This window comes from Pseudomonas sp. GW456-L13 (assembly GCF_017350115.1).
Taxonomy (GTDB): domain Bacteria; phylum Pseudomonadota; class Gammaproteobacteria; order Pseudomonadales; family Pseudomonadaceae; genus Aquipseudomonas; species Aquipseudomonas jessenii.
On record NZ_JACNAS010000002.1, the window covers coordinates 1,095,905 to 1,116,967 of the forward strand.

The 21,063-nt window shown below is 59.3% G+C and carries 19 protein-coding genes and 1 pseudogene; 6 read left to right on the plus strand and 14 right to left on the minus strand.

Annotated features, from left to right (window positions below):
• Positions 1 to 18 precede the first annotated feature (18 nt).
• Positions 19 to 681 (minus strand): LysE family translocator, encoded by a 663-nt coding sequence (locus J4D25_RS19060; RefSeq protein WP_057713576.1) that lies wholly within the window; start codon positions 679 to 681, stop codon positions 19 to 21.
• A gap of 139 nt (positions 682 to 820) precedes the next feature.
• Here J4D25_RS19060 and alaC point away from each other — a divergent pair, with 139 nt between their 5' ends.
• Positions 821 to 2,038, plus strand: a complete 1,218-nt coding sequence (alaC, locus tag J4D25_RS19065; RefSeq protein ID WP_057713575.1) for an alanine transaminase — start codon at positions 821 to 823, stop codon at positions 2,036 to 2,038.
• Between the two features lie 229 nt (positions 2,039 to 2,267).
• Here the strand turns inward: alaC and J4D25_RS19070 are convergent, their stop codons facing one another.
• Positions 2,268 to 3,620 (minus strand): GntP family permease, encoded by a 1,353-nt coding sequence (locus J4D25_RS19070; protein WP_057713574.1) that lies wholly within the window; start codon positions 3,618 to 3,620, stop codon positions 2,268 to 2,270.
• 81 nt (positions 3,621 to 3,701) lie between these two features.
• A complete protein-coding gene (locus tag J4D25_RS19075; RefSeq protein WP_057713573.1) occupies positions 3,702 to 4,235 on the minus strand; it encodes a gluconokinase in 534 nt (177 codons plus the stop codon).
• 215 nt (positions 4,236 to 4,450) lie between these two features.
• Here J4D25_RS19075 and J4D25_RS19080 point away from each other — a divergent pair, with 215 nt between their 5' ends.
• The gene (locus J4D25_RS19080) at positions 4,451 to 5,482 is read left to right on the plus strand and encodes a LacI family DNA-binding transcriptional regulator (RefSeq protein ID WP_057713572.1); all 1,032 of its coding nucleotides are present in this window, start codon (positions 4,451 to 4,453) and stop codon (positions 5,480 to 5,482) included.
• 195 nt (positions 5,483 to 5,677) lie between these two features.
• On the opposite strand, the gene J4D25_RS19085 is transcribed toward J4D25_RS19080, so the two are convergent.
• Positions 5,678 to 5,926: a DUF6124 family protein gene (locus J4D25_RS19085; protein ID WP_057713571.1), complete on the minus strand. Its 249-nt coding sequence runs from the start codon at positions 5,924 to 5,926 to the stop codon at positions 5,678 to 5,680.
• A gap of 443 nt (positions 5,927 to 6,369) precedes the next feature.
• Here J4D25_RS19085 and J4D25_RS19090 point away from each other — a divergent pair, with 443 nt between their 5' ends.
• A complete protein-coding gene (locus J4D25_RS19090; RefSeq protein WP_057713570.1) occupies positions 6,370 to 7,008 on the plus strand; it encodes a glutathione S-transferase family protein in 639 nt (212 codons plus the stop codon).
• 236 nt (positions 7,009 to 7,244) lie between these two features.
• Here J4D25_RS19090 and J4D25_RS27385 read toward each other — a convergent pair whose 3' ends face one another.
• From J4D25_RS27385 to J4D25_RS19115, 6 genes and pseudogenes are all read right to left on the minus strand, one after another.
• Entirely contained in the window at positions 7,245 to 7,784 is a 540-nt protein-coding gene (locus tag J4D25_RS27385) for a methyl-accepting chemotaxis protein (RefSeq protein ID WP_227698141.1), read from the minus strand.
• A gap of 6 nt (positions 7,785 to 7,790) precedes the next feature.
• Positions 7,791 to 8,564 (minus strand): annotated as a pseudogene (locus J4D25_RS27390) (PAS domain-containing protein); the annotation flags it as partial.
• Between the two features lie 628 nt (positions 8,565 to 9,192).
• The gene (locus J4D25_RS19100; protein WP_057399024.1) at positions 9,193 to 10,206 is read right to left on the minus strand and encodes an ABC transporter substrate-binding protein; all 1,014 of its coding nucleotides are present in this window, start codon (positions 10,204 to 10,206) and stop codon (positions 9,193 to 9,195) included.
• Positions 10,203 to 10,751: a sigma-70 family RNA polymerase sigma factor gene (locus J4D25_RS19105; RefSeq protein ID WP_057713568.1), complete on the minus strand. Its 549-nt coding sequence runs from the start codon at positions 10,749 to 10,751 to the stop codon at positions 10,203 to 10,205. Before J4D25_RS19105 ends, J4D25_RS19100 begins: the two co-directional genes overlap by 4 nt.
• Positions 10,752 to 10,890: 139 nt before the next feature.
• The gene (locus J4D25_RS19110; protein WP_057713567.1) at positions 10,891 to 11,682 is read right to left on the minus strand and encodes a phosphate/phosphite/phosphonate ABC transporter substrate-binding protein; all 792 of its coding nucleotides are present in this window, start codon (positions 11,680 to 11,682) and stop codon (positions 10,891 to 10,893) included.
• A gap of 145 nt (positions 11,683 to 11,827) precedes the next feature.
• Positions 11,828 to 12,769, minus strand: a complete 942-nt coding sequence (locus tag J4D25_RS19115) for a fatty acid desaturase (RefSeq protein WP_057713566.1) — start codon at positions 12,767 to 12,769, stop codon at positions 11,828 to 11,830.
• A gap of 328 nt (positions 12,770 to 13,097) precedes the next feature.
• Between J4D25_RS19115 and J4D25_RS19120 the strand changes: the two genes are divergently transcribed.
• Entirely contained in the window at positions 13,098 to 13,514 is a 417-nt protein-coding gene (locus J4D25_RS19120; RefSeq protein ID WP_057713565.1) for a GNAT family N-acetyltransferase, read from the plus strand.
• Positions 13,515 to 13,646: 132 nt separating this feature from the next.
• Here J4D25_RS19120 and def read toward each other — a convergent pair whose 3' ends face one another.
• Positions 13,647 to 14,186, minus strand: coding sequence for a peptide deformylase (gene def / locus J4D25_RS19125; protein ID WP_057713564.1), 540 nt, complete (start codon positions 14,184 to 14,186; stop codon positions 13,647 to 13,649).
• A gap of 2 nt (positions 14,187 to 14,188) precedes the next feature.
• Complete coding sequence (locus J4D25_RS19130; RefSeq protein WP_057713563.1) at positions 14,189 to 15,148, minus strand: YihY/virulence factor BrkB family protein; 960 nt, start codon at positions 15,146 to 15,148, stop codon at positions 14,189 to 14,191.
• Positions 15,149 to 15,502: 354 nt separating this feature from the next.
• Here J4D25_RS19130 and J4D25_RS19135 point away from each other — a divergent pair, with 354 nt between their 5' ends.
• Positions 15,503 to 15,880 carry a hypothetical protein gene (locus tag J4D25_RS19135; RefSeq protein ID WP_057713562.1) on the plus strand — a complete coding sequence of 126 codons (378 nt, stop codon included), beginning with the start codon at positions 15,503 to 15,505 and terminating at the stop codon, positions 15,878 to 15,880.
• Positions 15,881 to 16,082: 202 nt separating this feature from the next.
• Here the strand turns inward: J4D25_RS19135 and fadD1 are convergent, their stop codons facing one another.
• Positions 16,083 to 17,783: a long-chain-fatty-acid--CoA ligase FadD1 gene (gene fadD1, locus J4D25_RS19140; RefSeq protein WP_057713561.1), complete on the minus strand. Its 1,701-nt coding sequence runs from the start codon at positions 17,781 to 17,783 to the stop codon at positions 16,083 to 16,085.
• Positions 17,784 to 18,163: 380 nt separating this feature from the next.
• On the minus strand, positions 18,164 to 19,852 hold the full coding sequence (gene fadD2 / locus J4D25_RS19145) for a long-chain-fatty-acid--CoA ligase FadD2 (RefSeq protein WP_057713560.1): 1,689 nt from the start codon (positions 19,850 to 19,852) through the stop codon (positions 18,164 to 18,166).
• A gap of 246 nt (positions 19,853 to 20,098) precedes the next feature.
• Between fadD2 and J4D25_RS19150 the strand changes: the two genes are divergently transcribed.
• Positions 20,099 to 21,043 (plus strand): alpha/beta hydrolase, encoded by a 945-nt coding sequence (locus J4D25_RS19150; RefSeq protein WP_057713559.1) that lies wholly within the window; start codon positions 20,099 to 20,101, stop codon positions 21,041 to 21,043.
• Positions 21,044 to 21,063 lie beyond the last annotated feature (20 nt).

Sequence of the window (21,063 nt, forward strand, 5' to 3'; positions counted from 1 at the left end):
CAAACCCGATTCGCCCAATTACAGGGCGTGCAATTGCTCGACGGCGCCTGAACCGACAAACTCGTTGTAACCCGATAGGATCACGTAGACCGCGAAATAGCAGAAGATCGCTGCCGATGCCATGTAGGAATACCGCAGTAGCTTGTCGCCCAGCAACTTGCCGCCGTGGCTCGCGGCGAAGCACAGCCCGACACACCAGAGAATCCCTGCGCAGAGAAAACCGCCGAGAAACAACGCCGAACTGAGGGCGCCACCGCCGCCGGAACGGGCGATCAGCGTGCCACCCACCGCAGCGAACCAGAGAATCGCGCTGGGCGACGACATGGCCAGGAAGATCCCGCGAAAGAACTCCTTGCGATGGGAGTTGTGCCCCACCTCGGCCGATTGCGCCAGCACCGCTTCGTGGTGAATCGCCGAATAGATCATCTTCGCCGCGAAGTACACCAGCAGCGCCGAGCCACCGATCCACAGCACCCAGCGCACGGTTTCGTATTGCAGCAACACGGTCATGCCGGCCAGTGCCAGTACCGCGTAGATCAGGTCGCCGACACAAGTCCCCAGCCCCAGCGCAAACCCCTGGAAATAGCCGCGCTGCATGGCCAGGGTGATCATCGCGATGTTGGCCACGCCGATATCCAGGCACAGCGAGAGGCTCAGCAAGAAGCCGCTGGTAAATTCCATCGAACCCTATCCTTCGGAAAAATTTGTTTACATTGAGGCTGGACAGTCTGCCACAGCTGCCCTTACATTCCGCCACAGGTCACCGCAGTGACCAGCGTCGCTCGGACGGTTCCGGGCGCTTACGTTATCCGAGGCAACAATGGCCGAACAAGGTTCGCCGCGCCGCTTTGCGCGCATAGATCGACTCCCCCCTTACGTTTTCAACATCACTGCCGAGCTGAAGATGGCCGCCCGTCGTCGTGGCGAAGACATCATCGACTTGAGCATGGGCAACCCCGACGGCGCCACGCCGCCGCACATCGTCGAAAAACTCGTCACGGTGGCCCAGCGCGAAGACACCCACGGCTACTCGACGTCCAAGGGCATTCCGCGCCTGCGCCGGGCGATTTCCAACTGGTACAAGGACCGCTACGAGGTCGACATCGACCCGGAAAGCGAGGCCATTGTCACCATCGGTTCCAAGGAAGGCCTGGCGCATCTGATGCTGGCCACCCTGGATCAGGGCGACACCGTGCTCGTGCCCAACCCGAGCTACCCGATTCACATCTACGGTGCCGTGATTGCCGGCGCCCAGGTGCGGTCGGTGCCGCTGGTGCCGGGCGTGGATTTCTTCGCTGAACTGGAGCGGGCCATTCGCGGTTCGATCCCGAAGCCGAAGATGATGATCCTCGGATTCCCGTCCAACCCGACCGCCCAGTGCGTGGAGCTGGATTTCTTCGAACGAGTGATCGCCCTCGCCAAGCAGTACGACGTGCTTGTAGTACACGACCTGGCCTACGCCGACATCGTCTACGACGGCTGGAAAGCCCCGTCGATCATGCAAGTGCCCGGGGCCAAGGACATTGCGGTGGAGTTTTTCACCCTGTCCAAGAGCTACAACATGGCCGGCTGGCGCATTGGCTTCATGGTCGGCAACCCGGAACTGGTCAATGCCCTGGCGCGGATCAAGAGCTACCACGACTACGGCACCTTCACGCCGCTGCAAGTGGCGGCCATCGCTGCGCTTGAAGGCGATCAGCAATGCGTGCGCGACATCGCCGAGCAGTACCGGCAGCGACGCAACGTGCTGGTCAAAGGTCTGCATGAGCTGGGCTGGATGGTCGAAAACCCGAAAGCGTCGATGTACGTCTGGGCGAAGATTCCCGAGGCCTATGCGCACCTGGGCTCGCTGGAGTTCGCCAAGAAACTGCTGGCCGAAGCCAAGGTGTGCGTCTCGCCGGGCGTCGGGTTTGGCGAGTACGGTGATGATCACGTGCGCTTCGCCCTGATCGAAAACCAGGACCGGATTCGTCAGGCCGTACGCGGGATTCGCGGGATGTTCAGGGCGGATGGGCTGGCACCGAAAACCAACGCCTGACACATATCCCTGTGGCAAGAACATTCCTGTGGCGAGGGGGCTTGCCCCCGTTGGGTTGCGCAGCAATCCCAAAACCAGTCACCGCGGTGCTTCAGGCAAAATGCGTTAACTGGTTTTACGACGGCTTCGCCGCCGAACGGGGGCAAGCCCCCTCGCCACAATGAACAGGTTCACCCTTCGAACACAAAAAAACCGCATCGCTGCGGTTTTTTTGTGCCTGTCGAATCGCTTAGACGAACAGCGACAACAACAGGATAAAGCCCAGGCCAACCACGGAGAGGATGGTTTCCATCGCGGTCCAGGTCTTGAAGGTTTCGGCCACGGTCATGTTGAAGTACTGCTTCACCAACCAGAAACCGGCGTCGTTGACGTGGGACAGGATCAGGGAGCCTGCACCGGTGGCCAGCACCAGCAGCTCACGGTTCACACCCGGAATCATCCCCACCACCGGCACCACGATGCCGGCGCCAGTGATGGTCGCCACGGTCGCTGAACCGGTCGCGATACGAATCACCGCCGCCACCAGCCAGGCCAGCAGGATCGGCGAGATCTGTGCGTTCACCGCCATGTGGCCGATCACGTCACCCACGCCGCTGGTCACCAGCATCTGCTTGAAGCCACCACCGGCACCGATGATCAGGATGATCGCGGCGGTCGGCGCGAGGCTGGCATCCAGCCATTTCATCATTTGGCTGGAACCGATGCCCTGCTTGTAGCCGAAGGTATACAGCGACAGCAGCAATGCCAGCAGCAACGCCGAAATCGGGTGACCGATCAGGTCCATGAAGGCGCGGAAGATGTTGCCATCGGGCAGTACCACGTCGGCAAACGTCTTGAGCAGCATCAGGAACACCGGCAGCAGCACGGTCACCAGCGTGATGCCGAAGCTCGGCAGTTCAGCCGAATCCGTTTCGCGCGACAGTTGATCCACCAGCTCCTGGTTCGGATGACCGGGAATGTGCTTGGCAATGAACGTACCGAAGATCGGGCCAGCGATGATGGCGGTTGGCAACGCAACGATCAGGCCGTACAGAATGGTTTTACCGATGTCGGCACCGAACACGCCGATGGCCAGCAGCGGACCCGGGTGCGGCGGCACCAGGCCGTGTACCGCGGACAGACCGGCCAGCAGCGGGATACCGATCTTGATGATCGACACGCCAGTGCGACGGGCCACGATGAACACCAGCGGAATCAGCAGCACGAAGCCGATTTCGAAGAACAGCGGAATGCCGACCAGGAACGCGGCGAACATCATCGCCCACTGCACCTTGTCCTTGCCGAAGGCGCGGATCAACGTCTGCGCAATCTGATCCGCACCGCCTGATTCGGCCATCATTTTGCCGAGCATGGTGCCCAGCGCCAGGATGATGCCGACGAAACCAAGCACGCCGCCGAAGCCGTCCTGGAACGCCTTGATGATGGTGCCGATCGGCATGCCGGAGGTCAGCCCGAGGAAGGCTGCGGCGATGATCAGTGCGAGGAATGGGTGCAACTTGAACTTGGTGATCAGGACGATAAGCCCGATCACCGTGACCACTGCATCGAGCAGCAGGAACGTCTCGTGGGACATGCCAAACATTAGGGGTGTCTCCTGGTTGTTGTTGTTATTTAAGCGGGTTGATCAGAAGTCGTGAGGACAGCGCTGTCTTTGCGAGCACAGTCATACCGCCTGTTTCAGGCCGTTCGCCTGCCACCAGGCATGAGCCTGCGCCGCCAGTTGCTCGACACTATGGGTCGAAGCATCCAGCGCCAGGGTCAACGGCTCGCCGACGGGCGATTCGAGGGTGGCGAACTGGCTGTCGATCAGGGTCGACGGCATGAAGTGGCCTGGCCGATGGGAGACACGGTCGGCGGCGACTTCGGGGGTCAACTCAAGGAACACAAAGCCCAGGCCCGGCAAGGCACTGCGCAGACGTTCCCGATAGACGTGCTTGAGAGCCGAACAGGTCAGCACCGGGCGCTGGCCCTTGGCGTCGACACGGCGCAATTCATCGCACAGGCTGTCGAGCCAGCCGGCACGGTCTTCATCGTTCAGGGGAATCCCCGCGCTCATCTTTTCGATATTGGCGGCAGGGTGAAAAGAGTCGCCTTCAATGGCAGTGGCGCCGCTCAAATGGCACAAGGCCTCGCTGACGCACGTCTTGCCGCAACCGGCAACGCCCATGATGACCAGGGCGGTGATGGGATGATTCATGTAACACCTCAGCGCGCAGACAGCGCTACCTTTGCCAGTTATGACACCAGATCAAAAGCAGAAGTTGCCGACGCCTTTCTTGTCATTTTATGGGTTGCAGCAGGTTAGGTCCCAACACCAAAAAGCAAGGATCAGGCGAACCCTCGCTCACGCATTTGCAGCTGCATCGAGACAGCGCTACCTTAGTGCCTTGAATTTTGTTTGGCAAGCCGTCGATGAACACAACCAAGAACGATAAAAATACTCGCACCACTGGCCGCCCTACCCTGAACGAAGTTGCCCGACTGGCCGGCGTCAGCCCGATCACCGCCTCCCGCGCCTTGCGTGGCGTCAGCACCGTGGCCACTGAACTTGTGGAAAAGGTGCAGAAAGCGGCGCTGGAACTCAACTATGTGGTCAACCCTGCCGCCCGCGCCCTGGCCTCGGCCCAGAGCCAGTCAGTCGTGGTGCTGGTGCCGTCGCTGTCCAACCTGCTGTTCATCGACACCCTGGAAGCCATTCATCGGGTTTTGCGCCCCAAGGGTTTCGAAGTGCTGATCGGTAACTTCCACTATTCGCGCGATGAAGAAGAAAACCTGCTGCGCAACTACATGGCCTATCAACCGCGCGGCTTATTGCTGACGGGTTTCGACCGCACCGAAAGTTCGCGGCGGATGATCGAAGCCAGCAATATTCCTTGCGTGTACATGATGGAACTGGACAGCGCCGCCGGGCTCAATTGCGTTGGCTTTTCGCAATTGGCGGCCGGCGAAACGGCTGCCGAACACTTGCTGTCCCGCGGCCGCAAGCGCCTGGCCTACATCGGCGCGCAGCTGGACCAGCGCACCTTGTTGCGCGGCGAAGGCTTCCGCAAAGCCCTGCAAAAGGCCGGTCGGTATGACCCGGACCTGGAAGTGCTGACGCCCCGCTCCTCCTCCGTCGGCCTCGGCGGTGAGTTGTTCCTGCAACTGCTGGCCAGTCATCCGGACGTCGATGCGATCTTCTTCGGCAACGACGACCTGGCCCAGGGCGCCCTGCTCGAAGCCATGCGCAACGGGATCAAGATCCCCGAACAGGTGGCGATCCTCGGCTTCAACGACTTGCCCATGTCCGAACACATGGTCCCGCGCCTGAGCAGCATCAATACCCCCCGTGAAGCCATCGGCCGTCGCGCGGCGGAGCAGATGCTGACGCTGATGGCCGGCAACACCGTGGCCAAACCGGTGCAGGACATGGGGTTTGAGTTGAAGGTACGCGAAAGCACGTAAGCACGACACACCCACAGTGAAGTGAGATTTTGTGGCGAGGGGGCTTGCCCCCGTTGCGTTGGGTTGCGAAGCAGCCCCAAAAACAGACGCCGCAGTCTTACAGGTAAAACCCGTGAACTGGATTACGACTGCTCCGCAGCCGAACGGGGGCAAGCCCCCTCGCCACAGGGAAAGCCTCTCGCCCCCGCTCAGTGTTCAATCCTGCGGATCGAGGTTATCCAGCACCCGGTTCACCGCCAGCTCGGCCAGCATGATGATCTGTGCAATCGCCAGCGCCGTGTTGCGATGGCTGCCTTCCAGAAAAGCAGCGAAGTCATTGGTCATGACACTCGCCGAGGCCAGTGATTCACAGGCGTGCGCCAACAGCGTTTCGTTGTTGATGCCAGGCGAGATGGAGAACATGGGGCTGGGATTGCGTGGGGGGTTGGGCGTGGGTTTGAACATGGCAATGCTCCTAGAGTGATGGAGCTGCCACGATTCGCTGCTAGACGAATTAAGGTGGCAGCCGTGCGCGGGCTAGCAGACCAGGACTCTAGAACCCGGTAGACCCGAAGGTCTTCCCACACACAGCCGCCATAACGTGAATCGATCACGAACGGTGGACGCCATGCGTCTAAAGTATCCAGGCTGCTAGACCCGGTCGCTGAATTTGCAGCGACACGGAACAATACGAGTCCGGATACCAGGCGCACAAGTCGGCGGATTCTGGCGTAGTCGTAGGTAATTCCGCAAGAAATCACTGACTGCGGAAATCCTCTGATACCCCTTGCCTACGGACCATTCCTACAGGTTTACGTCTGGTCCTGCGGATCCTGCAGACTTGATGTCAGCCGTCGGCAGGCACACTATGAATTCCCGACGCCATGATTCGCTGACGGAGTAGCAAAATGGAACATGCACTAAAGATTCTCGGCAAAGCCTCGTCCATCAACGTCCGAAAAGTCCTGTGGACTTGCGAGGAGCTGGGTATTGTCTACGAACGCGAGGACTGGGGCAGTGGTTTCGCGTCCACCCACAGCCCCGAGTTCCTGCGCTTCAATCCCAACGCACAGGTGCCGGTGATCATCGATGAAGCCGGCGTGTTGTGGGAGTCCAATACCATCTGCCGCTATCTGGCTGGCAAACACCACCACCATCACAGCGAGTTGCTGCCCATCGAACCGGCCGCCCGCGCTCGGGTGGAGCAGTGGATGGACTGGCAAGCCACCGAGCTCAATCCGTCCTGGAGATACCCGTTCATGGCACTGGTGCGTAAGGACCCGGAATTCCAGGACCCGCATAGCCTTGAAATCGGCATCCGTAGCTGGAACCAGAAAATGGGCATCCTCGAACATCAACTCGCGACCACCAAGGGGTATGTCGCCGGACCACACTTTACCCTGGCCGACGTTGTCATCGGTTTGTCGGTCAATCGCTGGCTGATGACGCCGATCGACCGGCCTGACTACCCCACCGTCGATGAATATTTCCAGCGCCTGGCGCAGCGTCCGGGGTTCCTCAAGCACGGCTGCAACGGCTTGCCTTGAGGAGCCGCAATATGCCGCGCTGTTTTTTTGTAGGAGCGAGCTTGCTCGCGATGGATGCAAGAGCACCGCGTATAACCAGAAAATACGCGTTATCGTTATCGACCATCGCGAGCAAGCTCGCTCCTACAGTGGGTCAACGTTTTTTGTAGGAGCGAGCTCGCTCGCGATGGATGCAAGAGCGCCGCGTTCAGCCAGGAAACACGCGTCATCGTTATCGACCATCGCAGTTACCGCGACTAGTTCAATTGCAATGTCGAGTTGAACTGACTGATCGCATCCACCACATGCCGCGAACCTTGCTGGATTTCCAGAATCACCTCCCCTGCCTCGTTCGCCAGTTCCACGCCGAGGCCGGTTCGACTCAGGCTCGATTGCATGCTCGACACCGCGCTGAGCGACAAATCGTGGTTCTTGCGCACCACCTCGACAATCTCCAGCGTCGCCTGACTGGTGCGCGCCGCGAGACTGCGCACTTCATCGGCTACCACCGCAAACCCGCGCCCGTGCTCTCCGGCACGGGCCGCTTCGATCGCCGCGTTGAGCGCCAGCAGGTTGGTCTGATCGGCAATGCCGCGAATGGTCTGCACGATGGTGCCGATGATGTCGGACTGTTTGCTCACGGCGTCGATGCTCAGAGCCGCCTCGTTCAAGTCCCGGGAAATGTCCTGAATGATCTGCACAGTCTGCTGCACCACCTCGGAGCCCTTGCGCGCGCAGACGTCGTTTTGTACCGAAGTGCTGTGGGCCGATTCTGCGGCGGTTTGCAGGGTGGTCATCTGGTGGGTGATATCGCTGGCGAACTTGACCACCTTGTACAACCGCCCCTTGGCGTCGAACAACGGGTTGTAGGAGGCTTCCAGGAATACCGTCTGACCTTGCTTGTTCCTGCGCTCGAAACGATGGGAGTGAAATTCGCCGCGGTTGAGCGAAGCCCAGAAATTCCGGTAGCCCTGGGACTCGGCTTCGGCACGGTGGCAGAACAGGCTGTGATGCTGCCCCACCACTTCGTTGAGCGAGTACTGCATGGTTTTCAGGAAGTTCTCGTTGGCGGTGATGACCTTGCCTTCGGGCGTGAATTCGATCACGGCCATCGAGCGGCCGATCGCGGAGAGCCTGCTTTCGTTTTCGTGTTCCTTGTTGATCCGTGCGGTGATGTCGGTGGCCACCTTGATCACACTTTTCACCTGCCGGTCGGGGCCCAGCACCGGCATGTAACTGGCTTCGAGCCAGATCTCCCGGCCACTCTTGTGCAAGCGCAAAAAGGTCCCGCTCAGCGGCTCGCCCCGCGCCAGGTCACGCCATAACTTGGCGTACTCATCGCTGCGGTAATACTGTTCCTCACAAAAGACCCGGTGATGTTTGCCACGCACTTCGTCAGCGCTGTAGCCCATGGCATTGCAAAAGTTTTCGTTGGCATCGATGACGATGCCGTCCGGAGTGAATTCAATCATCGCCATCGAATGACTGATCGCCGCCAACTTGGCATTAGCCTCAGTCAGCGCGCAACTGAACCGTTCAATTTCCAGCAGGTCGGCCTTGTGATGTAGGTTGAACATTGTCGTATCACCTTCCGCGCGGTTTTTTGATTGATGAACGTTGCAGGTCTTTCAAATCCACCACTACGCTCCGTGGAACAGGCACACGCCCCCCTCCAAAAAGAAGGACTAGTCAGGTGATAAATGATGTTCAATCGGAGGGTCCTTACAGCGACACGCTCATCAAGACATCCTTCTCTTGATAGCCCGCATTCGGGCCAGCCCTAACAGATTCACAACAAATTCCATTTAGCGGACAGCTCCTTGCCATCAAGTGTTGGTGCCTTCGATTGCGCACTCTGCGACCAGAGATCGACCACCTCATGAGGCTCGATACAGTTAGTTACACCTGATCATAGACAGCAACCTCGGGCTTGCAAGGCCACTAGTCTGCCACTACTGAGGACAAAATCGTTTCAGCAGCTTGTCGAGGGGGGAAATACTCGGAGAACAAGACAGATCAGCGGTCGGTAGTGAGAGCGGCGCTGGCTGCCGAATTGGCTTAAGGCTGTAGACCATTCGCGAGCAAGCCCGCTCCCACAGGGGATCGGCGGTGACCACAGGTTTTGTGGAAATCACAGATTCAATGTGGGAGCGGGCTTGCTCGCGAATGGTTGCAGCTCAAACACTGCAGAACTTTCAGAACAAACTACAAGCTGGCACTCACCTTGGTGGCCACCTCTCCCGGCACCCACCCCTTCCATACCTGCGGCTGCTCACGCAAAAACGCTTCGGCGACTTCCCGGGGTTTCTGCCGTTTTTCACTCATCTGACCCAAGGTCTGGTTCAACAGATCAATCGGCAGGTCGACCTTTTCAAAGAACGTCACCAGGTCCGGGTATTGCGCCTTGAACGGTGCCGATACACCGATGGCCAGGCTGGCCGGCATCGAGCGCGTGCCTTTGGGGTTCGGGTTGTTGGCATCGGCCAGGGTTTTCCAGGCTTCGGCATCGAATGGTGGTTCATCGAGTTTGACCAGTTTGAACCGCCCCAACAGCGGTGTCGGCGACCAGTAGTAGAACAGCACGGGTTTGCCACGGCGGATCGACGACGCCACCTCGGCATCCAGTGCGGCACCAGACCCCGTGCGGAAGTTGACGTAGCTGGCGGTCAGGTCATAGGCCTTGAGTTTCTGGCTGTTGACGATTTCCGAGGTCCAGCCGGTCGGGCTGTTGAGGAAGCGTCCGCGGCTCGGGTCTTCGGGGTCACGGAACACGTCCTTGTACTTCGCCAGGTCGGCAACGGATTTCAGCTCCGGGGCCAAGGGCTTGATGCCGCGCTCCGGATCGCCCTTGATCACGTACTCCGGCACCCACCAGCCTTCGGTGGCGCCCTTGACCGTATCGCCAAGGCCGAACACCTTGCCCTCCGCCGCCGCCTTGACCCAGGCAGGGCTGCGCCCGGCCCACTCTTCACCGATGACCTGGATGTCGTTTTTGGCCAGCGCCGCTTCAAGGCTGACGGTGCTGCCCGGCAGCGTGTCGGTCGGGTAGCCGTAACCTTTTTCGACGATCAGGCGCAGGATTTCGGTGATGAGGCTGCCGCTTTCCCAAGTGATGTCACCAAAGTGAATAGGTGCCGCTTTTTCCGTGGCCGATGCCGGGTGGGACAACAGGCTCAGGGCCAGCAACGAACTGCCGAGCAGGGTTTTGATCGATCTCATGCGGACCTCTTGTTCTGGAGGGGACGGTTCAGGGATTGGTTGGCGCTGTGCCGGTCGCACAGGGCCTGGGAGCGGGTCATGTAGTCGCTGACGGAACGCAGGGAGATGCCCAGCGCAGCGGCAATTTGCGGATAGGTCAGGCCGTCGATCCGTGACAAAAGGAAGGTCGAGCGGACTTTGCCGGGTAGCCGCTGAAGACTGCGATCCACACGGGTCAGGGTCTGGGACACCTGGGCCAGTTCTTCCGGCGATTGGGCGTGGATCGGCTCGGCCTGTTGCAGTTGTTGAAGGTACTGGCGCTCCAGGCCACCTCGACGCCAACGCTGATAGAGCAGGCGCTGGGCGATGGTGGTGAGCAACGCACGGGGTTCACGGATTGCCGTCAGGCCAGGAGCCTGCAGCAGTTGCACGAAGGTTTCGCAGGCAATGTCTTCGACAGCGGCGGCATCGTTCAGGGACTGACGCAGGCGTGTGCAGAGCCAGAGGTAGTGGGCGCGGAACAATCCGTCCACCTGTTTGCGATGAAGAATATCGGCGCCGGACATAGGGGCTCCTGGGTTAGGGGTCGCTGAATGTCCGGTGGTCCGGTGAGGCGAATCCTAGCAAGGAGCCTTATTCATTAATAATACTTAAAACTTATTTTTATATTCTCTAATGGAATTAAAAAGAACACCTGACAGGCCGCTATCGCAAATCCCCATACCCCAGCACCTCGGCCTCACGCTGGTAGTCGAGCACAATCTGATAGTCGCTTTCGTTGGTGGGCAGTACCTCTGGCAAACCGAGGGTTTCGGCAACCTCCGGCAGCTCGCGCAACGCCAGGTTCATCACCCGCAGGAGCTCCTCAGCCTGCTCATCGCTGACCGTCGCGGCAGTAATGAACGGTAAGGCAGGACTGAGCGCACTGCGGGCAATCACCCGCAAACCGGCCACTTCCTCTGCGGCGTGGCGTGCCAGATAGGCAAAGGTCACGCTGTCGATGGCCGCCAGATCGGCAAGGTCTTCGCGTAACCAGCGCAGGCTTTCGCGATGGCTACCGCTGATTCCGACCTTGGCAAAAAACCGCCCGTCACGTTGCAAGGATGCCAACTGGTGGCGCAGCAGATTCATGCCGCTGTTGGAGTCCTGGCCATTGATCACGCCTCGGCTGTCGCGAAACTCCGGCAGGGTTCGCCGTGCATCTTCGATGCGTCCCAGAATCAGGCTGCAATGATTGCCGCCACTGCTGTCCGGCAGTTCATAACGAGGCCGCCCCAGCACCCGGACCTTGCCGCGCAATGCCGTCATCAACGGATAGCCGCAGGTTTGGGTGAGCAACAATTTCGGCGACAACCACAAGTCCAGCAGTGACAGGCCTTTGGCATCCCGGCGGGTGTCGCACAGGTGCTCGAGGATTCGCGTCAGCCAGCGTTCGTTGGCCTGGTGGATGGGTTCGGGGGCGGTGTACATCAGCAGTTCGGCGAAGTGTTGGGTCATCGAAGTTTTCCATGTAACAAAGCCCCCCCCTGTGGGAGCGAGCTTGCTCGCGATAGCGGTGTGACATATTGCCTAGATGTTGACTGACACGACGCCATCGCGAGCAAGCTCGCTCCCACAAGGGAACTCAGTTGGTAGCAACAAATCAGTAAAACGGATGCCTCGGGCTGTCGATGGCTTTGACTCCATGTTCACGCCACAACTGCCCATAACCCCGCACCAGAAACCCGCCGCTACGCGCCAGCCATTGCTCGCGGCGGGCCCTGTAGGCGCGGGGCAAGTCGTACCAGGGCAACCCCGGCAACTCGTGGTGCACCAGATGAAAATTGAGGTTCAGGAACAGCCAGCGCCACGGCCACGCCGCTTCATTGAGCACCGTGCGTTGCTCCGGAGCGGCATGAGGTCGATGTTCATAGTAGGAGCGAATCATGGCGATCGACAGCGCCGGCACACTGATCAAAAACAGGTAATGCCAAACCGGCAACAGGCTGAAGTTCGCGATGAACAGCAGCATCAACCCGGTCATCAAGCCGTGACTCAACCACATCAGCCAAGCCTGGCGCTCGCCTGCCCTGAGGCGTTGCAGCTCTTCACGGGCCAATGCCAGCAAGGCCAGCGGTGCCCCCAGGGAAAAACGACCGAGCACGGTTTTGTTCAGCCAATGCAGGCTGCGCACCAGCGGTGAACTGCCCTGCCACTGCCCGGCGCTCAAGTAACGGCTTTCCGGATCGCGACCGGGGATCGTCAGGTCCTCGTCGCGGTGATGCTGCAAATGGCTGTCGCGATACAGGGTGTACGGATACCAGACGGCAAACGGCGCGTAGCCAAGGATTTTGTTCAGGGTTGGCCAGCGCGTGGGATGACCGTGCAGCAGTTCGTGTTGCACGGATAACCACAGCACCAGCAATGGAGTCAGCAACAGCGTGCTCCACCATAAACCCAATCGATGGCTGTTCAACACGATGCCAAACCAGCCGCCATACACACCGATCAACAGCAACCAGGTCGGCCAATCGGTGCGCGCGGTGAAGCGTCGGCGCAGTGTTTCGATTTCTTCTTGGTGGGCGCTATCAAAGTAATGGGGCATGGCGTTGCTCAGATCGGGGACCAGTCCCCTTCTGTGCAATGGCCTTGGGAAATCTTGCAGATTATTTTCAGGAGGATCGCTCCCATGTTGCATGGGAGCGATCAATCAACGCGGATCAGTGACCGAATACGCCAACTTTTTTGGCCTTCTTGTCCGCGCGCTTTTCAATGGCGGTTTTCACCGGTTTCTTTTTCGTCGATTTCTTTGAATCCATACCTTTGGACATGATGCGTACTCCACTCATGGGGATGTGAGATCAGGTATACACCTATCCCGGCGCGCGCGTTCTTTTATAATCGCCCGCTTTGCATACCGACAGTCCAAAACCATGCCCGAGACCCGATACACCCTGCTCGACGAGCCTTTATGGCCATTGATGAACAAGTTCTACCGCGCTCACCAATCGTCGATGAAAGCCGTGCGCGACGCGCAGTTGTGGGTAGCCCGGCGTGACCAGATAGTTGCCGCGCTGTGTTTGCGTCCGGTGTCCGGCGGGCATTGGCTGACCGGGTTGTTTGTCGATCCGGCCTGTCGCGAACAAGGGCTTGCCGCCGGGTTGATTGCGGCAGCGGTGAAGGATTGCGAACAGCCGGTGTGGTTGTTCTGTCATCCGGATTTGCGGGGGTTTTATGAGCGGCGCGGGTTTACTTTCGATCCGCCGATGCCTTACGCGATGGTTGAACGGTTGAGCCGATACGCGCGCAGCAAGCCGATGATTGCGATGGGGTTGGCGCCAGGCGTTTAACTGACTCAAGCCAGTTGGAGCTCCAATGTGGGAGCGAGCTTGCTCGCGATGAGGTCCGGTCAGTCAACATTGTTGGCGACTGATACACCGCCATCGCGAGCAAGCTCGCTCCCACAGGGGTTTGCAGTGAGTCTATTCGTCCGCGTTGGGATCCAGGTCCGGGAACATCACCTCAGTGAAGCCAAACTTGCTGAAGTCGGTAATACGCGACGGGTACAGGCGGCCGATCAGGTGATCACACTCATGTTGCACCACCCGCGCATGAAACCCCGAGGCAAAACGCACGATGGGCTCACCCTTGGGGTCTACGCCTTCGTAGCGAATCTGCTGGTAACGCTGCACCGCGCCACGCAGGCCAGGCACGGACAAACAGCCTTCGAAGCCCTCTTCCAGGATCGGGCTCAGCGGTGTGATCAACGGGTTGATCAGGATCGTCTGCGGCACAGCCTCGGCATCCGGATAACGCTCGCTGTGCTCGAAACCGAAGATCACCAGTTGCAGGTCGACGCCGATCTGCGGAGCAGCCAGGCCAACGCCCCCCACGCTTTCCATGGTCTGGAACATGTCATCGATCAGCTGCCACAGCTCGGGGCTGTCAAACATTTCGGCCGGCACTGGCGGGGCAATGCGCAGCAGGCGCTCATCGCCCATTTTCAGAATTTCACGAATCATGATCAGGTTTCGTCAATGGTCGGTTTCGGTTGTGAGTGATCGCGGCCCAGCCCCGACACGTGGTGCTTTTCCTCATGGACGGGACCATGCTCGCCAGCCACTTTTTCGCCAGGGTCCTTGCCCTCTCGTGACATGTGCTCGATCACGGCATTCATCTCCGCGCCCAGCAGCAGCACCGCGGCGGAAATGTAGAAGTACAGCAACAGCACGATAATCGCACCGATACTGCCATACATGGCGTTGTAGTTGGCGAACTCCTTGACGTACAAACCGAAGCCCAGGGACGCGATGATCCATACCACCACCGCCAGCACCGAGCCTGGGGTGATGAAGCGGAATTCCTGTTTGACGTCGGGCATGACGTAGTAGATCAACGCCACCGCGACCATCAGCAGAATCACGATCACCGGCCAGCGCGCGATGGTCCAGAGGGTGACGATGAAGTACTCAAGGCCGACTTGCGCAGCGATCCAGCTCATCACCTGCGGTCCGAGCACCATCAGCGCTGCGGCGATCAGCAGCATGCCGGCAATGCCGACGGTGTAGATGATCGACAACGGAAAGCGTTTCCACAGCGGGCGCCCTTCAACCACGTCGTAGGCTGCGTTCATCGCGCTCATCATCAGCCGCACACCGGCGGAGGCGGTATACAGCGCAATCACGATACCCACTGACAGCAGCCCCCCCTTGGACTGCTGAAGCTGGTCGATCACCGGGTTGACCTGCTCCAGCGCCTGGGGCGGCAATACGAGTTCCGATTGCAGGCGCAGCCAGGAGAAAAAGTCGGGCAGATGCAGGAAGCCGATCAGGGCGATCAGAAACAGAATGAACGGAAACAGCGAAAAGAGCATTTGATAGGCCAACGCCGAGGCATAGGTCGACATCTCGTCGGCGATAAACTCGGTGACCGTGCGCATCATCACACGGTGCAGGGGCAAGCCTCTCATGTCCGGAAAAATCATTAGCGTCTCCATTCGCCGCATACGGATTTGGGGTGAAGTCGTGGCGACTCAGGGGCTGTTTTCTTTCATCAAGGTAGCCCAGTTGGCGACTTTGAAACAAATTCGGCGTGCAAGTTCAGGCTGACACAAAAACGGCCATCTGAAGATGGCCGCGTCTTCTTTTCATTAAAGACATTTCAATGCAGGAAAGTCGTTACACAAGGTTGACCGGGGGCTTTTGCAGGGAGTTTCATTTATTTCACCACGACATTTCATCGTTCAGTGCAGGTTGCGCTTTATGTTTGCGGGCCAACCCCTGAGAATGCGCAACACATTCAGGCCTTGGCGCTGAAGATCCAATCCCGTAGGAACGTTATGAAACTCGATAAAAAGCAGGCCATTGCCCGCAGAAACCAGGAACTCGGCGGTGCTGTGCTTGGCGTCAACAACTGCCACTTCACCGAATTGAACCGCAACCGCAATATCTGGTGGTTCGACATCCCGGTATCGCGCCTGGCCGTGGGTCAGTACGAGTGGATTCACCTGCTGATGCACACGCCGGACACCGACGAACTGCTGCACCTGAAAGTGCCGACCGTGTTCCTGCGTGAGAAGCTCGAAGGCCTGGTGGTGCGCAATGAAGGCAAGCGCAAGGCGGCATTGAGCCTGGAACTGAGCGCCGACAAGGACTCATTCCTGCAGGACATGCGCCCGGCAGGCACCAACGTCAACTTCGCACCGTTTCGCTTGTAACACCGATCCCTGTGGCGAGGGGGCTTGCCCCCGTTGGGCTGCGAAGCGGCCCTGAAATCTGCAACTGCAGTCCATCAGACTCACCGAGCCCACAGGATCTGCGACTGCTGCGCAGTCGAACGGGGGCAAGCCCCCTCGCCACAAAGGCACTTCTGATTTCGCTAAAAACAAAAAGCCCCGCATTTGCGGGGCTTTTTGTTGATTACGCGGTGGCTTTCTTCGCGTTGATCTTCTTCAGCTCTTCATCGCGCAATTCACGACGCAGGATCTTGCCGACGTTGGTGGTCGGCAGTGCATCGCGGAACTCCACGGAGCGCGGGACCTTGTAGCCGGTGACATTGGCGCGCATGTGCTCCATCACCTGTTCCTTGGTCAGGGTCACGCCCGGCTTGGCAACGATGAGAATCTTGATCGCCTCGCCCGACTTTTCGTCCGGCACACCGATGGCCGCGCATTGCAGCACGCCCGGCAGAGTGGCCAACACGTCTTCGAGCTCGTTCGGGTACACGTTGAAACCGGACACCAGGATCATGTCTTTCTTGCGATCGACAATGCGCATGAAGCCATCGGGCTGGATCAGTGCGATGTCACCGGTCTTCAACCAGCCTTCGCTGTCGAGGATTTCATCCGTGGCTTCCTGGCGCTGCCAGTAGCCTTTCATGACCTGCGGCCCCTTCACGCACAGTTCGCCGATTTCGCCCAGCGGCTGCTCGACACCGGCATCATTGATGATTTTGCACAGGGTCGACGGCACCGGAATGCCAATGGTGCCGACCTGGATGTGCTGGATCGGGTTCACCGTCGCCACCGGGCTGGTTTCGGTCATGCCGTAGCCTTCGCAGATGGCGCAACCGGTCACCGCTTTCCAGCGTTCGGCCGCGGCCAGTTGCAGGGCCATGCCGCCCGACAAGGTGACTTTCAGCGCGGAGAAGTCCAGCTTGCGGAAGCCTTCGTTGTTGCACAGGGCCACGAACAGCGTGTTCAGGCCAACGAAGCCGCTGAACTTCCACTTCGACAGTTCCTTGACCATCGCCGGCAGATCGCGCGGGTTGCTGATCAGGATGTTGTGGTTGCCCGCCAGCATCATTGCCATGCAGTGAAAGGTGAACGCATAGATGTGGTACAGCGGCAGCGGCGTGATCAGGATCTCGCAACCTTCATTGAGGTTGGAGCCCATCAGCGCCTTGCACTGCAGCATGTTCGCCACCAGGTTGCGGTGGGTCAGCATCGCGCCCTTGGCCACGCCGGTGGTGCCACCGGTGTATTGCAGTACCGCGACATCACCACTGGCCGGGTTGGCTTCCGCCACTGGCTGGCCCAGGCCTTTGCTCAGCACGTCGTTGAACTTGACGGCCTTGGGCAAGTGATAGGCCGGCACCATCTTCTTCACGTACTTGATGACGCTGTTGATCAGCAGACGCTTGAGGGGCGGCAGCAGGTCGGCGACTTCGGTGACGATCACGTGCTTGACGCCGGTTTTCGGCACCACGGTTTCCGCCAGGTGCGCCATGTTGGCCAGGCAGACCAGGGCCTTGGCACCGGAGTCGTTGAATTGGTGTTCCATTTCCCGCGCAGTGTAGAGCGGGTTGGTGTTGACCACGATCAGCCCGGCGCGGATTGCACCGAAGACGGCTACCGGGTACTGCAACACGTTGGGCAGTTGCACGGCGATTCGATCGCCGGGTTGCAAATCGGTATGCTGTTGCAGGTAAGCGGCAAACGCACCGGACAATTCGTACAGTTCACCGTAGGTGAGTGTCTTGCCCAGGTTGCTGAATGCCGGCTTGTTGGCGAAGCGTTGGCAGGATTGCTTCAACACTGCCTGAATATTCGGATACTCGTCGGGATTGATGTCGGCAGCAATCCCAGCTGGGTACTTATCCTTCCAAAAGTCTTCGATCATGGAAGCCCACTCCTCAGCAACGCGAATTCAGCACCGCATTTGATGCGATTATTATTGGTGTTTGGTCATTGGTGAATCTGGCTGATAGAAGGCCGAGAAGTCACAAAGCGCGCCGAGAGTAGCAGCTTTGCCAAGGGTCGACTAGAGCCAAAAGCGGCCTCTACGGTCACATTTGTGACTCAAGACTAGCGATTGGTCATTTTAGAGCAAAAATTCTATACGCCTCTGAAAGCCCCGAAATCCGGGGCTTTCGCTTAAACCTGTAGGAGCGAGCTTGCTCGCGAAAAACGTCCGGGCAACGCGATTATTCAAACAGAGCGCGTTATCGTTGACGTCCATCGCGAGCGCGCTCGCTCCTACAGGGATCGGCCATTCACCGATCAGGCGATATCACGCAACTCCCGCCGCAGGATCTTGCCCACCGGCGTCATCGGCAGGGACTCCCGCAGCACGATGTGCTTGGGTACCTTGTACGCCGTGAAGTTCTCCTTGCAGTAAGCCTTCAGCTCTTCAAGGCTGACGCCCGCTTCACGGGCCACCACGAACAGCTTCACCGCCTCCCCCGACCGCTCGTCGGGCACACCGATGACCGCACAGTTGGCGACATTCGGGTGAGCCATCACGACGTCTTCGATTTCGTTCGGGTACACGTTGAAGCCCGAGACAATGATCATGTCCTTCTTGCGGTCAACGATGCGCACGAAGCCATCCGGGTCGATCACCGCAATGTCACCGGACTTGAACCAGCCCTCGGCATCCAGCACCTCGGCCGTGGCATCAGGTTTCTGCCAGTAGCCCTTCATGATTTGCGGGCCCTTGATGCACAACTCGCCGCGTTCGCCCAAAGGTTGTTCGACACCGTCATCATTGATGACTTTCAGCGTGGTACCCGGCACCGGCAGGCCGACCGTGCCGATCCGCGACTGGTCGCCATAGGGGTTGGTGCAGGCCACCGGCGAAGTTTCGGTCAGGCCGTAACCTTCGGTGATGCGGCAACCGGTCAGTTGTTCCCAACGCTCGGCGGTGGCCTTGACCAGCGCAGTGCCGCCGGAGTTGGTGAGCTTGAGGCTGGAAAAGTCCAGGGTCTTGAAGTCCGGATGATCCATCAGCGCAACGAACAATGTGTTCAGCCCCAGCAACGCCGAGAACCGCCAGTTCTTCAGTTCCTTGATGAAGCCGGCGATGTCCCTCGGATTGGTGATCAGCACGTTGTGGTTGCCCGTCACCATCATGCACATGCAGTTCGCTGTGAAGGCATAGATGTGGTACAGCGGCAGCGGCGCGATCATCACCTCCTGCCCTTCGCGCAACAACGGTTGCCCGTCGCTGCCGAACTGTCCCAGGCAGGCCCGTGCCTGTTGCATGTTCGCCACCAGGTTGCCATGGGTCAGCATCGCGCCCTTGGCCAGGCCCGTGGTGCCGCCGGTGTATTGCAGCACGGCGATGTCGTCGAGGCCGACCTTCAGTGGCTTGATACCCAGGCCACGGCCCATGCGCAATGCGCTCTTGAAAGAAACGGCCTGGGGCAAGGAATAGTCCGGGACCATCTTCTTGACCTTGCTCACCACCGTGTTGACCAGCCACCCCTTGGCGGCGGGCATCAGGTCGCCCATCTTCGCTTCGATCAGGTACTGGATATCGGTGTCGGGGAGTACTTCCTGGACTTTCTGGCCGAACATGTTCAGGTACACCAGCGCCCGGGCACCGGAGTCCTTGAACTGATGGCGCATTTCCCGCGCGGTATACAGCGGATTGGTGTTGACCACGATCAACCCGGCGCGCAAGGCACCGAACACGGCGATCGGGTAATGCAGGACGTTGGGCATCTGCACCGCGATGCGGTCCCCCGCCACCAGGTCGGTGTGGGCTTGCAGATAACCGGCGAAGGCCGCGCTCTGGCGCTCCAGCTCGGCGTAGGTCAGGGTCACGCCCATGTTGCTGAACGCCGGGCGGTCAGCAAACTTCTTGCAGGAACGCTCGAACACCTCGATCACCGACTTGTAGGCTCCCAGATCGATATCCAGGGGTACACCGGCCGGGCGTTTGTCATTCCAGAAATCAGGCTGCATTGTTCTTGTCCTCTTTGACCTGAATCTATCCGGGGCCACTTTTCTGTCATTTCTCAAAAAAAATGCAAAAAGCGGAGCTTCACGGACACTAGCAGTTATGACGTAGCAGGCAAATATGCCCACGGCCGTCATTGACCGTATGAATCTTCTTGCCGTGGCGTAGGCTGATCAGACGCCCGGCCAAGGATGCGCTATAAACTGCAACGAGCTGTTTGCGACCAGGCAGCCTCATGCAAAGGAACCGCCATGATCCATGACACTTTCTGGCTGACCACGAGCGACCACAGCCGCCTCTTCGTCAACCAGTGGCTACCCGAGGGCAGCCTCAAGGCAATGATTCTGCTGGCCCACGGCATGGCCGAACACAGCGGTCGCTATGGCCCCCTTGCGCAAAAGCTCTGTGACCAGGGCTATGGCGTGTGCGCGCCGGACCTGCGTGGACATGGCAAAACTGCCGAAAACGGGACACTCGGGCATTTCGCCGATGACGATGGCTGGTGCAAGGTCGTGAGCGACCTGGCCAGCCTCAACCAGCACATCGGCCAGCAGCACCCTGGCGTCCCGATCGTGCTGCTCGGTCACAGCATGGGCAGTTACATCGCCCAGGCCTATCTGCTGCACCACAGTGCCAGCCTGCACGGGGCAATCCTCAGCGGCTCGAACTTCCAGCCTGTGGCGCTTTATCGCGCGGCACGGCAAATCGCCCGTCTCGAACGCCTGCGCCAGGGCCGCACAGGACGCAGCGCATTGATCGAATGGCTGTCGTTCGGCTCGTTCAACAACAAATTCAAACCGGCACGCACACCGTTCGACTGGCTCAGCCGCGATCCGGCGCAAGTCGATCTGTACGTCAACGACCCGCTCTGCGGTTTCCGTTGCACCAATCAACTGTGGATCGACTTGCTCGGCGGCTTGCAGCAAATCAGCAAAGCGTCCAATCTCGCCCAGATCGACCCGGGCCTGCCGCTGCTGGTGATTGGCGGCGAATGTGATCCGGTGAGCGAAGGCAAACGTCTCAAGGATCTGGCCGACGCGCTGCGGGCGGCCGGCAGCCAGCACCTGCAACTGACCGTTTACCCACAGGCGCGGCACGAACTGTTCAACGAGAGCAACCGCGATGAAATCATCGCCGATGTGCTGAACTGGATCGCACAGGCCTTGAGCGCTCCTCGGCCGCACCGGTCCGAATAGATTTTTTTGTGAATTTTTTA

What these genes read in the sequence shown, in the direction of transcription:
- J4D25_RS19060 (WP_057713576.1), bottom strand. Translation starts at nt 681, where the DNA reads ATGGAATTTACCAGCGGCTTCTTGCTGAGCCTCTCGCTGTGCCTGGAT.
- alaC (WP_057713575.1), top strand. Translation starts at nt 821, where the DNA reads ATGGCCGAACAAGGTTCGCCGCGCCGCTTTGCGCGCATAGATCGACTC.
- J4D25_RS19070 (WP_057713574.1), bottom strand. Translation starts at nt 3,620, where the DNA reads ATGTTTGGCATGTCCCACGAGACGTTCCTGCTGCTCGATGCAGTGGTC.
- J4D25_RS19075 (WP_057713573.1), bottom strand. Translation starts at nt 4,235, where the DNA reads ATGAATCATCCCATCACCGCCCTGGTCATCATGGGCGTTGCCGGTTGC.
- J4D25_RS19080 (WP_057713572.1), top strand. Translation starts at nt 4,451, where the DNA reads ATGAACACAACCAAGAACGATAAAAATACTCGCACCACTGGCCGCCCT.
- J4D25_RS19085 (WP_057713571.1), bottom strand. Translation starts at nt 5,926, where the DNA reads ATGTTCAAACCCACGCCCAACCCCCCACGCAATCCCAGCCCCATGTTC.
- J4D25_RS19090 (WP_057713570.1), top strand. Translation starts at nt 6,370, where the DNA reads ATGGAACATGCACTAAAGATTCTCGGCAAAGCCTCGTCCATCAACGTC.
- J4D25_RS27385 (WP_227698141.1), bottom strand. Translation starts at nt 7,784, where the DNA reads ATGACCACCCTGCAAACCGCCGCAGAATCGGCCCACAGCACTTCGGTA.
- J4D25_RS19100 (WP_057399024.1), bottom strand. Translation starts at nt 10,206, where the DNA reads ATGAGATCGATCAAAACCCTGCTCGGCAGTTCGTTGCTGGCCCTGAGC.
- J4D25_RS19105 (WP_057713568.1), bottom strand. Translation starts at nt 10,751, where the DNA reads ATGTCCGGCGCCGATATTCTTCATCGCAAACAGGTGGACGGATTGTTC.
- J4D25_RS19110 (WP_057713567.1), bottom strand. Translation starts at nt 11,682, where the DNA reads ATGACCCAACACTTCGCCGAACTGCTGATGTACACCGCCCCCGAACCC.
- J4D25_RS19115 (WP_057713566.1), bottom strand. Translation starts at nt 12,769, where the DNA reads ATGCCCCATTACTTTGATAGCGCCCACCAAGAAGAAATCGAAACACTG.
- J4D25_RS19120 (WP_057713565.1), top strand. Translation starts at nt 13,098, where the DNA reads ATGCCCGAGACCCGATACACCCTGCTCGACGAGCCTTTATGGCCATTG.
- def (WP_057713564.1), bottom strand. Translation starts at nt 14,186, where the DNA reads ATGATTCGTGAAATTCTGAAAATGGGCGATGAGCGCCTGCTGCGCATT.
- J4D25_RS19130 (WP_057713563.1), bottom strand. Translation starts at nt 15,148, where the DNA reads ATGATTTTTCCGGACATGAGAGGCTTGCCCCTGCACCGTGTGATGATG.
- J4D25_RS19135 (WP_057713562.1), top strand. Translation starts at nt 15,503, where the DNA reads ATGAAACTCGATAAAAAGCAGGCCATTGCCCGCAGAAACCAGGAACTC.
- fadD1 (WP_057713561.1), bottom strand. Translation starts at nt 17,783, where the DNA reads ATGATCGAAGACTTTTGGAAGGATAAGTACCCAGCTGGGATTGCTGCC.
- fadD2 (WP_057713560.1), bottom strand. Translation starts at nt 19,852, where the DNA reads ATGCAGCCTGATTTCTGGAATGACAAACGCCCGGCCGGTGTACCCCTG.
- J4D25_RS19150 (WP_057713559.1), top strand. Translation starts at nt 20,099, where the DNA reads ATGATCCATGACACTTTCTGGCTGACCACGAGCGACCACAGCCGCCTC.